At 36.9% G+C, this 12,240-nt stretch carries 10 protein-coding genes; 3 read left to right on the forward strand and 7 right to left on the reverse strand.

What is annotated here, in order from left to right:
- Positions 1-153 precede the first annotated feature (153 nt).
- From BBI00_RS08600 to BBI00_RS08610, 3 genes are all read right to left on the reverse strand, one after another.
- On the reverse strand, positions 154-1,545 hold the full coding sequence (locus BBI00_RS08600) for a glucoamylase family protein (RefSeq protein WP_065398372.1): 1,392 nt from the start codon (positions 1,543-1,545) through the stop codon (positions 154-156).
- Positions 1,546-1,617: 72 nt separating this feature from the next.
- A complete protein-coding gene (locus tag BBI00_RS08605; protein WP_065398373.1) occupies positions 1,618-3,033 on the reverse strand; it encodes a RagB/SusD family nutrient uptake outer membrane protein in 1,416 nt (471 codons plus the stop codon).
- A 12-nt stretch (positions 3,034-3,045) separates the two neighbouring features.
- Entirely contained in the window at positions 3,046-5,868 is a 2,823-nt protein-coding gene (locus BBI00_RS08610; protein ID WP_065398374.1) for a SusC/RagA family TonB-linked outer membrane protein, read from the reverse strand.
- Between the two features lie 363 nt (positions 5,869-6,231).
- Between BBI00_RS08610 and BBI00_RS08615 the strand changes: the two genes are divergently transcribed.
- Both BBI00_RS08615 and BBI00_RS08620 read left to right on the forward strand, forming a co-directional pair.
- A complete protein-coding gene (locus BBI00_RS08615) occupies positions 6,232-6,903 on the forward strand; it encodes a DUF4197 family protein (protein WP_065398375.1) in 672 nt (223 codons plus the stop codon).
- A gap of 40 nt (positions 6,904-6,943) precedes the next feature.
- Positions 6,944-7,249, forward strand: coding sequence for a DUF493 family protein (locus tag BBI00_RS08620; RefSeq protein ID WP_065398376.1), 306 nt, complete (start codon positions 6,944-6,946; stop codon positions 7,247-7,249).
- Between the two features lie 184 nt (positions 7,250-7,433).
- Here BBI00_RS08620 and BBI00_RS08625 read toward each other — a convergent pair whose 3' ends face one another.
- Positions 7,434-9,485, reverse strand: a complete 2,052-nt coding sequence (locus tag BBI00_RS08625) for a M43 family zinc metalloprotease (RefSeq protein ID WP_065398377.1) — start codon at positions 9,483-9,485, stop codon at positions 7,434-7,436.
- A 322-nt stretch (positions 9,486-9,807) separates the two neighbouring features.
- Here BBI00_RS08625 and BBI00_RS23070 point away from each other — a divergent pair, with 322 nt between their 5' ends.
- A complete protein-coding gene (locus tag BBI00_RS23070) occupies positions 9,808-10,050 on the forward strand; it encodes a hypothetical protein (RefSeq protein ID WP_123902244.1) in 243 nt (80 codons plus the stop codon).
- 87 nt (positions 10,051-10,137) lie between these two features.
- Here BBI00_RS23070 and BBI00_RS08635 read toward each other — a convergent pair whose 3' ends face one another.
- From BBI00_RS08635 to BBI00_RS08645, 3 genes are all read right to left on the reverse strand, one after another.
- Positions 10,138-10,488, reverse strand: a complete 351-nt coding sequence (locus BBI00_RS08635) for an ArsC/Spx/MgsR family protein (protein WP_065398379.1) — start codon at positions 10,486-10,488, stop codon at positions 10,138-10,140.
- An 89-nt stretch (positions 10,489-10,577) separates the two neighbouring features.
- Complete coding sequence (locus BBI00_RS08640; protein WP_065398380.1) at positions 10,578-11,192, reverse strand: deoxynucleoside kinase; 615 nt, start codon at positions 11,190-11,192, stop codon at positions 10,578-10,580.
- Positions 11,193-11,387: 195 nt separating this feature from the next.
- Positions 11,388-12,170: a hypothetical protein gene (locus tag BBI00_RS08645; protein ID WP_228394741.1), complete on the reverse strand. Its 783-nt coding sequence runs from the start codon at positions 12,168-12,170 to the stop codon at positions 11,388-11,390.
- Positions 12,171-12,240 lie beyond the last annotated feature (70 nt).

A 12,240-nucleotide genomic window follows, 5' to 3' on the forward strand; every position in this document is an offset into this window, starting at 1 on the left:
TTAAACGGGCTAAAGCCCGTTTCTATTGAATGTATATAGCTGCTGCATATTGTTTTTTCTCTAACATATCTTTCAGATTGAGCAGATTATTGTATTTAAATGATCGGCTGAACTCTTTATTAACATCTGAAATCCAAAGAGGCTTATTTAAAATTATTTTATTCCATATTTTGAGGACTGGAAACTCAGTTTTTTTAATCCCTGCTGAATTTCGGGAGCATTCATAAACAGTTTCCACAGGAATCCTGTTCTGTAGTTTTCAATCATTGGAGCTATTGTTCCCTGGTCAATAGCCAGGTATCTTGGTGTAAACCAATTGCCGTAATGAATGGATGTTGCATCATAAGGCCCGGCAGATCCTATGAATTCAGGTTTTTGAGTATAAATAAACCTCAGGAAATTCATGGATTCTTTTGGAGTATATGGAAAACTGCTCAATGCTGCTGTGGGTGTTATTACTCCATTATCATTACCCGGCATATGGGCTGTATATCCTGTGCTTCCATTTTCATTTCTTGTATAACCGGCTGTTAATCCCCAATAGTTCGGCCCATAGCCTTTCCATTGCTTCGGATTTTCTACACAATATTGGTAATCGATAAGTGTCTGGTTTTTATTTACATCGAAATAGTTTTTCACCAGCTTATCGGATAGTCCTGTAGGATCCAGCCCGATATATGAATATTGTGCCCAGAACAATGGGCCGCCGTATTCTTCGGCATAATTATGTTTTACATACAGAGGTAATCCGTATTTTGTTTTGTCTGTAAGGTAGGTTCCGTTTCTGGTCCATCCTTTATAGTAGGTTTCAGCATCAATAGAATAAGTAGGTGAAGATGCTGCTAAAATATAAGTGATCAGACATTCATTATAACCTTCGAGAGGAAAGTTCATTTCCCACTGATATTCCGGTGACCAATGCCAGTAAAGGACTTTTTCACCTCCTTTGGTATACCAGTTCCACTGAATTCCTTTCCATAGCTCATCACATTTTGCAGCCAGTGCTTTTTCTTCTTCATTTCCGTTTTTAAAATATTCACGAACCATCAGTATTCCTGAAGTAAGGAATGCGGTTTCCACGAGATCTCCTCCATTATCTTTTTTACCGAAAGGAACAGTCTTACCTGTCTCTCCATTGATCCAATGAGACCATGCTCCTTTATGTCGGTCGGCTTTTGCAAGGAAATCCATCATATGGGAAAGTCTTTTTACAGCTTCCTTCCTTGGGACAAATCCTCTTTCCACACCAACCAGAATTGTTGCGAGTCCAAATCCTGAACCGCCGGTAGTGATCACGTGTTTATCTTTATCAGGATAAATATTATCTTCATGATACCGCTCTCTTCCCAGCATTGACTTCGGTTCTGCATAGTCCCAGAAATATTTCAGAGCATCTTTCTGCACTCTGTCCATCAGCTGTTCGTCTGTAATATCAGATTTCACCCCTTTACCGGCCTGGGTTTCCTGTTTCTGAATATTGGCGTTTTTGCATGAATATACAAAAAACAAAGAGGTAACAGCCATTGATAATACGATCCTTTTCATGATTTCTTTTTTACGTAATTCTACTAAAAGAAGAGGAGAACTTTCATTCTCCTCTAAAGTTTATTTTATGTTTTAATATCCGGGGTTTTGTGTAAATGCACCCGCACTTTCAGTCATTGCATCAAACGGAATTGGGAACAGTTCGTTTTTTCCGGCTTTGAATCCATAAGGAGCCAATACTGTAGCAGCTTGTCCGGTTCTTACCAAGTCTACGAAACGGTCACCTTCCATAGCAAGCTCTACTCTACGTTCATGCCAGATTGCAGTTCTCAATGCAGCCTGTGTTGATGCTGTAGTACCTCCTAACTGAGCTCTTGATCTCACCCTATTAAGATTGGCAATAGCTGCAGAAGTATTTCCTAATTCATTGGCGGCTTCTGCATTAATCAGAAGGATTTCAGCAAATCTTAAAATTCTGATATTCTGAATAGACCCATAACCGCAAGCACTTTTGTTCAAAGCTTTTGGCACGTATACTTTTTGGTTATAAGTAGTTACTGACTGAGCATCACCCATTGCAATTAAATCTCCTTCCGGAGTCGTCTCTCCGTTTCTAAGAATGGTAAGTTCTTTTCTGATATCACCAGCCTCAAATGCATTTTCAAGAGCATTAGAAGGGGTAAAGAAGCCCCAGCCAAACTGATCTCTTACTCCCTGTACTTCAGCATACTGGCTTCCTTTGAATGGAGGTATACAGTCACAATTTACTTCAAATACAGATTCTCTTCCAAATTCTCCTGCCGGTCTGAATAAATGATTGAAATCAGGATCTAAGTCATACCCCATACTCATTACCTGATTGGACGTTTCATATGCTTTCTGCCAATCTTTTTTATAAAGGTATACTTTTGAAAGTAATCCCAATGCTGCTCCCTTCGTTACTCTCCCCAAATCTGAAGCGGGATAAGTCTGAGGAAGAATTCCTGCAGCAGTGGTAAGGTCGGAAATAATAAAATCATACACTTCCGCTGCAGTATTTCTTGGAACTTTATAATTAGTCTGAAGTCCGTCAAAAATAGGTACACCACCATATATTCTCACTAAATTAAAGTAAAGATACGCTCTCAGCATTTTTGCTTCTGCCACCAACCTTATTTTTAAATTAGCATCCATATCAATCTTCGGAACATTCGTAATTACCTGATTACAACTGTTTATCGCCTGCCATTGTCCGATCCAATACCCTCTTATACCCTCATCACTAACGGTATAAGTAAAATTATCATATACATTGATAAAGGAAGCATCACCGGGATTAGATCCTTTGACAACATCATCTGCAGGTACTCCAAATACAAACTGGTATGGGAAAGCAGAATTTTCCCAACTCCTCAGAAAAGTATAGATAGCATTCGTTGCCTGCATAGCATCCTCTTGGGTTTTGAAAAATGTTGAAGCATCTGTATAACCTTCCTGCTTTATATCTAAATAATCATTGCAACTTACTGCCAATGAAAATAATGCGATTGATAAAAATATCTTTTTCATAACTCTTTCTTATTAAAATGTTAAATTAAGACCAACAGTATAAATGGCTGAAATTGGATAAATATTGTTATCAACTCCCATTTGTACTCTATCAGTATTCAAGATTTCAGGTGAGAACCCATTATATTTGAAGCTTGTCCAAGGGTTCTGAGCACTTACATATAATCTTAATTTGGTAATAGACAATGATTTTGCAAATGTTTGAGGTAAATTATAACCAACCTGAATATTTCTGATTCTTATATAACTTCCGTCTTCTACGTAAAAACTGTTTGGTAAAATGATAGCTTGGTTATTGGTTGCCATCGGATAAGCATTAGATGTTCCTGCACCATGCCATCTGTTGTTATAGAAATCAAGATCCCAACTTTCATTTCCGTAACGCTGCTCTCTGTTAAAATTATAAATTTTATTCCCGAAAACACCTTGAAAATCAATAGCAAAATCAAAATCATACACATTCAAATTAACACCAAATCCATAAGATCCCTTAGGAATAGGACTCCCCAGGAATTTTTTATCTCTGACGTCAATCACACCGTTTCCATCCAAATCTGCAAATTTAAACCCTCCGGCTTGGGCTCCATTCTGAGTAGCCCACGCATCTACTTCCGCCTGATTCTGGAAAATACCTTCTACCTGATAACCATAATATGAACCTACAGCTTCACCCGCCTGTAATCTTATGATTGAGTTACCATACAGACTAGCTCCTGCATTCAAATAGGAATTGTTAGCAACAGAAGTAATCTCATTCTTCAAAGTGGTCATATTTCCATATACTCCAATTTTCACATGATCATTGATCTTAGTATCATAGCTGACAGAAAACTCTAATCCTTTATTATTAAAGGAATAGGCATTGGTAATATAATTATTCCAGTTTGCAGCACCGGAAACTGTTCCCTGAACGATACCGTATACTACATCTTTAGTATCTTTATCAAAATAAGTAGCATCGATTTTCAGTTTATTACTGAACATTGCCATTTCTATTCCGAAGTCTTTACCCGTTGTTGTCTCCCAGCCAATATTTGGATCTATAACCTTGTTGATTGTTTGTGAAGGATATCCCGCATTTCCATAATAAGCTCCTTCGGGAAGAATAGTCGTATTCAGTGTAAATGCTCTTTGTACATCAGGATTTCCCAACTTACCCCAGCTTGCTCTTAATTTTAAAAGATTGAAAACATTCTGTTCACTCATAAAGTTTTCTCTGGAAATTACCCATCCTGCACTTACAGCCGGAAATACACGAGTTCTGTCATTCGAAGAATATTTAGAAGTTCCGTCCCTACGAACAGAAGCATTTACTAAATATTTCCCATCATAATCATAATTAACCCTTCCAAAAAAGGATTCAATCCTATCCTGATACGGAATTACATTTCTATCTCCTTCTTCAAAACTGGTTCGATAAATATCCGTTCCATTAGAAATGTCCAGAGAAGCATTACTACCGTTATAATTCACATTCAATGCTTCTGCATAGGCCTGAGAATATGAATTTCTCGTTCTGGAAAAGCCTGCCAGCAATTCTATATTATGTTTTCCCAATTCTTTTTTCCAGCTTAAGGTATTATCCCAGATATAATTTCTGGTCCTGGAATCTCTTGTGATTAACTTATTGGGTTTTTGATCAGCAACAGGGACATAGCCAAATGTTGGCGTATATTCATACTTATTCGAATTAATATTGTCAGTGCTATAGCTAATTCGCAATGTAAAATCATTGAGGAATTTATATTCTCCCCAGATATTGTTCAACAGCCTTTCTTCTCTGGTCTGAGATCTGAACAAATCCATTTTTGCTCTTGAATTAGGAATTTTAGCCAATGTAAAATATTGGTAATCTCCTGTAGCGGGATTAATGGGTGCATACAAAGGCGGTGACGAATAAGCATCAAGTAAAGTATTATGCACATGGTCTGTACGCATTTTTGAAAAAGTGAAATTATTCCCGATCGTAAGATTATCGGTAATTTTATAACTCAAATTCACTTTCGTGGTAAATCTGTTAAATCCACTGCCGGAATTAATTCCCTGACCTGCCGCAAGATTTCCTTCATCCTGAAGATTTCCTGCACTTAAATAATAATTCAGTTTACCAAGAGTTCCTGAAGCTGAAATATCATTAGAATTAATGATAGCTGTTCTGAAAATCTCTTTAAACCAATCCGTATCTGTAGGATAGGATGCTCTATCTAAGAATACAGGATCTTTTGCTTTATCATTGATCAGTTTCTCGTTATACAGCTGTATATACTGATCTGTATTGACCATCTTAGGGATATTGGTCACTGTCTTAATTCCTAAGTATGAATTAAAATTAAAAACCGGTTTTTTACCTCTTCCTGTTTTGGTTTTAATGATTACAGCACCATTGGATGCTCTTGCCCCGTAGATTGCCAAACTCGAAGGGTCTTTCAGAACACTCATTGATTCTATATCCTGAGGGCTTAAGAAAGAAATATCATCTGTAATCATTCCGTCAACAATAAAAACGGTTTTACCCGTCAAAGAGCTGATTCCCCTGATATCTACTCTAGGCGAAGCACCCGGTGCACCTGAGTTCAGAACCTGAACACCAGACAATCTTCCCTGTATAGAACTGATAGGATTTGCATTGGGCTTATTGGCCAAATCTTTAGCAGAAACAATCCCGATACTTCCGGTCACGTTCTCTTTCTTCTGAGATCCATATCCTATCAGAACTACCTCCTCGATCTTCTGCTCTTTTGCAGCAGTATCTTTTGGGGCTGTCTGCGCATTGACGTTCATCCCGAAGTACAGAACAGCAATGAGACATGAATACTTTAAATTACTTTGTTTCATATAGTTTCAATTTTATTCAATCAATCAAATTTCCGCATATCTTTATTGGAGTTATCTTAAAATCTCAAAAAAAGACATTAGTCAAAAATAGGAAAAATATTGAATCATGTTAAAATATCTTAAAAATTTAAAAACAATTAACATTTAATAAACATAAAATAAAAAACAATTATTATTTATGAATTTATACACAAAATAACCACAAATAAACAATCATATCATTAATAGGAAAACAGCATTTTTTCTTTAAAAAACCACCCAATAACGGGTATGGATTTAATATTTTGTTAAATAGAGAATAGTATTTACCTTTGGTGCGGTTTTTGACAAAAAGCTTTAAGAAAAATGTAATAAAAAATATCAATGAAAAAATATATCATTGCAACGGCCCTGATCATTGGAACCGGTGCAGCCATCACTACTACCGTACAGTCCTGCACAAGCATTGCCACAAGCGATATGGGGCTTTCTATTATCAAAAGAATGCTTCTTAACGGCATTGATAAAGGAGCAGGTATCTATGGAAACAAAGAAGCCTTCCTGCAGAATAATATGGTTGACAAAGCCCTTCCGAAAGAGCTCAGAGACATCAATTCTATGCTGGAAAAAATTTCACCCTCTCTGGTTGCCAAAGAAAGGGATTATATTGCACAGGCAGCAGTGTACACTGTCAATATTTCAAAACCTATTTTACAGGGTGCTGTCAACAGCCTTAATGCACAGGATGTAACAAGGATCATCCAGGGAACAACTGCAACACAGATCCTGAAAGAAAAAACCTCCCAACAGCTTATTGCAGCCATTTCCCCTAAAGTGGATGAAAAGCTCAATGAATATGGAATTGTGAAAACAATCAATACCGCATTAGCCGGAAATAACTTCCTCGGAAATCTTCTGGGAGGAAATAAAAACACAGTCAACTCCGGCGGATTGAGCCAACTTGCTTCAGAACAGCTCGTCAACGGCCTATTCAATATTATCGAAGATTATGAACATCAGAACTCCAAATCCCTGCTGGGGCCGTTTGGAAAATAGGAAAATTTTCGCTATATTTATATTATATTAACAATTGCAGATGGATATATTACAAGGAAATCAACACGCAAGTCCTGAGGATTTTTACAAATCTCTGAAGGAAAAACTGGAGGATCATCATGATTTTCCGGAAGATTATTTATTTAAATTTATCATTCCCACAGACCAGGCAAAACTTACTGAAATTTACAAAGTTTTTGACGGTATTAAATTTACACTGGGAAACCGCGAAAGCAAAAATGGAAAATACACAGCCTGCAACATCAATGCATTTGTACTGGATGCCAATCAGGTGGTGAATATCTATAAAGAAGTAGCCAAGATAGAAGGCGTTATTCTATTGTAAAAGCAGAAACCGGATCATATTACCATGATCCGGTTTTTATTAGCCTTACTGCCATTCATAAAGGTATTCTTCTGTTCCTACTGCTTCCAATCTTTATTTATCCTTTAATTATTACATTCCTTTAATAAACAACAAACCACCCCTGTTAAGAGGTGGTTTTATCAATCTGATAGTTGTTGTTGTATTATTTCTTAACAAACTTAATGCTTTCTGAAACTTTAGCATTGTTAAGGGTAATTACATAAACACCTTTTGCAAGTTCAGATACATGAATCTGATTATTGCCGGTTTTACCGTTCTTAACAAGCTGTCCTACAGCATTATGAATTTCAAACTGAGTTTCTCCTGAAAGTCCTGTAATATTAAGAATATCGTTAACCGGGTTAGGATACACTCCGAAGGTATTTTTCTTATTCACTTCTGAAGTTGATAAAGATTCTCTTGTAGTGAATGCTTTCGTTTCATAAGAGAATTCACCATCCAAATGGAATATAGTCTGTCCTGAACTTGTAAGCAAATCTACATATCCTTGCGCAGATCCTTGACTCACTGCCGTTAAACCATCTCCATAATCATCAGATATTGTGAATACATAGCAATCTTGAGGCAAGTTCCATGTCTGAGTGATAAGAGCCGGATCAGCCTGCCCTGGTTGAGAATTACTATATCTTCCCTCTTTTACGATCTGACCTGCACTGTTTTTAAGATTCCATCTTGTTTCCTGTCCAAATCTGTCTCTCTTTAACTTAAAGGTAACCGTAGTTGTTCCAAAGTATGCAGGTGCTACAGGTTTTACATAGTTACCGCTTGTCGTATTATTGGTACTTCTCTGGTCTGCTCCTCCGTTTACAGATGTAATGGAGAAAGTAACAGGTGAAGATGCTACAGATCCATCTACAGGGATGTTGATAACATCAGATTTATCCTGAGTCAGATTACCTGACCAGCTATACGTCTGAGCAGCTCCGCCGTTGATTGAATATGAAACAACAGCTGAAGTTAAATTACTGGTTCCTCTGTTTGTAATAAGAAGACGCAATACGCCTGCTCCACAGTTAAGAATACCTAATGAACATCCGCCATCGTATTTTATTTCAGCATCATTAGGGAACAAAGGAATAGGCTGATCAGCAGTAGATGCTTTAAGCTCCAATCTTCTCGGAGAATTATCCATTACTGTTCTGATTCTTGTTTTCTGATCATTGGTATAAATGTTCATACAAGTATCATTGGTATAGTCCATATAGTTCTGAACCATTTCAAAAACGTTCGGATCGTTACAGCTTACTATAGAAGCATTACATGTATAATTTGCAGTATGTGCCGTAGGTGTATCTGCACAATAGTCATTTCCACATGCTGCATCTCCCCAAATATGTCTTAACCCAAGAAAGTGGCCTACCTCGTGGGTCATTGTTCTTCCCCTGTCATAACCAGGCTGCATCAGGAACGTACCATCATTATAATCCATACTTCCAAAAGTAGCATATCCTGCAACTACCCCATCTGTAGTAGCCAGACCTCCATTTGCGCCAAGTCCCGGAAGACCTGAAGCAGAAGGGAACTGAGCATACCCTAACAGACCGTTATCTGCAAAGTCCACACTCCACATATTCATATATTTGGTAGGATCCCAGATCGTCTTAGGCTTTACAGTTCCGTTAATATAATCTGTATATCCCTGGCTTTCATCACCTCTTCCCCAATAATCCCTGCAAAGGTTTACTCTGTCAATTCCGTTGGTAGGATTTCCGTTAGGATCTACTTTTGCAAGTACGAATTCTATTTCAGTATCAGCACCTACGGCATTGGTATTATAGCCCGGAGTATTAATTTTTTTTCTGAAGTCATTGGTCATTACGGTAAGCTGAGACATTACCTGAGTGTCTGAAATATTAGGTGCAACACCTACATTCTGACCACTGTGAATAACGTGTACTACTACCGGAATTGTAATTACTGTTCCATTCTGAGATTTGTTGGCCTGAGCTTTTTCAATCAAAGGAGCAAGCCATTTTTCAAACTGTTCATCAGACAGCCTTTCTGGAAACTTCTTCTGTAAGTTTGCTTCATATTCAACAGTTCCGCACTTTTCTACTCCATTAGGATCCAGCTTTCTGTTTTCCCATACTTTTTTTGTAGGTTTTGCACCGTCTCTGACCTGTGCGTTTGAAACTCCCACGCCCATAAAAAACAATGCGGCTAAAGAGGATTTTAAAATAATAGATTTTGTCATTACCATATTTTTTATAATTTAGCAAATATAAAAAATTAACCCATCATACAAGAATACAATTCATCAAAATTTAAAATAAAGTAAAAATAATACAATGAGGATTCTTTTTATAATAATCAATGCAATTCTGATAACATTAAACATCAGTTGTTTTCATCAAAACAAAACAGAAAATAATGAAAAAAATTTAACTAAAACAAACCAACAAAATAAAATCGAAAAAATTCAACTAACAGAAATAACAAGAGGTATTAACCGAAATTCCATTTTAACACCTATATCAAAAATAGCAGTTTATAATGGAGATTCCACAAAATCTGCAATGCTTCCTTCCGAATGGAATAATATCGCCAGACAGGCAGAAGCTCTTGATCTTTCCAAGATATCAGATCTCCAGTCTCCTACTACCGGCAGATTTTCAGATCAGGCTTTATCCTCTACTTTTATAATCACTTCCGGAGGCACAAGCTACACTTCTGCGACTTTTGATGCCGGCCGTCCTCCAAAAGAACTGGAAGCATTATACAACGCTATCGTTGGATCTAAAGGCAATCGGAAAAAGTAACCTTAATACGAGTTAATCCTTATGGATTGTAAAATAAAAGAGCCTGTTTTATCAATTAAAACAGGCTCTTTTATTTATATTTAAATACTATTTCTCAATAAAGAATTTTACGTTTTCAATGGGTCTTCCCAACATTGCCACTGATCCTTTTACCAGAATAGGCCTTTGAATCAGGGAAGGATTTTCAGCCAGAATTTTAATCCATTCTTCTTCAGTATAATTCTTATCTGCATAGTTATCAATATACAGCTTATCCGTTTTACGGATGATATGGAAGACACTCTGGTTAAGTTTCTTCAAAACTGTTTTGATCTCAAGAATACTCAACGGATCTTCTATGATATTGATAATCTCAAAAGGAACACCGTTTTCATCCAGATATTCAAGAACGGCGTTTGATTTTGAACAGTTTCCGTTATGTAAAACTTTTACTAACATCTTTAATCGTTTTAAAAAAAATTAAACTCGTCTACACAAATTTAATAAGAATTGGGTGGAGGCTGTCTTAATATTCTGATAAATATTTGTTAAAACAGTCCGTGCAGTTCTGCTTCAATCTTCTCAAGGATCAATCCGAAATCTTCAGGCTTTTCTACAAAGTCAAGATCATCAACTTCAATCACCAAAAGCTTCCCTTCTGTATAATTGGAAATCCATTTTTCATATTTCTGATTCAGCTTTGAAAGGTATTCAATACTGATGGAAGCTTCATACTCACGTCCTCTTTTGTAGATTTTCTTTACCAGATTGGGAACGTCAGATTTTAAATAAATCAACAGATCCGGAGCGGAAACAAAAGACTTCATCAGGTCAAAAAGTGATGAATAGTTATTGAAATCCCTGTCAGAAAGAAGATTCATATCATTCAGGTTTTCGGCAAAAATGTGTGCATCTTCATAAATAGTACGGTCCTGAATAATATTTTTCCCGCTTTCCCTGATCTCTTTCACCTGGCGGAATCTGCTTCCCAGGAAGTACACCTGCAGTGCAAAACTCCATTTGCTCATATCAGAATAAAAATCCTCGAGATAAGGATTATGATCTACATCCTCAAATTGTGCATCCCATCCGTAATGCTTGGAAAGCATGGTAGTCAAAGTTGTTTTTCCGGCTCCAATGTTTCCTGTAACTGCAATGTGCATATTCTTTTTCCTTGTATTTACTGATTAGTTGATAAGCTTTTCTATACCGGCAGCTTCCACTGCTGAAACATCTCCGATCAATTTTTCTAAAGTATTGTCTGAAGATTTTTCTCCTGCCTCTTCTCCACTTGTCTTTTCTTCAGGTTTTTCCGAAGATGGTTTTGCAGATTCAGGCTGAGTTTCCAGTTGTTTTTGCTATCTGGCTTTTTTTACTTTTTCAAGGCTGTAAAGATAGAGTTTGTTCCCCTTGATTTCAAAATAAGAGAGGATGTTTTTATCCACAATTTGCGCATCCTGATCATCAAAAATGGTCACTAATCCTTTTTCGGGAACATATTGGGAAATGGTATTATTGGTAACCACCAGGATATTGTCATTTTCTCTTCTGAATCTTTTCCCGTTATCAATGGGGGCTTCAAACAGCTTTTCAAACTTCAGACTGTAGATTCTGATATGCTTTCTCGTGAGAATATAGACTTTACCTTCATACACAAGCAAATCCATAAGATCTTCAAAACTGATATCAAACGGATAAGAGTTGATGGTAGTATCATTCCTGAAATTGTACTGGATCAGGCGTTTTGTACTGTCATCCAACAGCCACAGCTGCTGCAGGTCTTCAGCATAAGCCATTCTGATAAAACCGAATTTCTGTTTAAAATCAATCCGCTGGATTTCATTCATATTCTGGTCTACAAATTTCATTTCCTGTGCATTTTCTGAAAACAAAGGAACATTCAGTGGATTTTGTACGGTCTGTACTTTAAAGGGAACCGTAAGCATCATTTTCCCGATCTGTTTTCCCAGAGAGTCGTATTTGGTGAGACTGAAATCTTTATTTTTATAGATATACAGATTCCCGTAATCATCGGCAAGCATATCTTTAGCCTCTTTGAGCTTCAAGGTATCCAAAGGGAGCATATTCTGTCCGAAGGCGGTACAGAAAAGGAAAAGAAATATTATGTTTAAAAACTTCACTCTGCTTTTTTAATGTGGTCAATATACTGAAAAATAATTTCATCCAAAAGACCGTCAAAGTTAATGCAAT

Source organism: Chryseobacterium arthrosphaerae (genome assembly GCF_001684965.1).
Classification (GTDB): domain Bacteria; phylum Bacteroidota; class Bacteroidia; order Flavobacteriales; family Weeksellaceae; genus Chryseobacterium; species Chryseobacterium arthrosphaerae.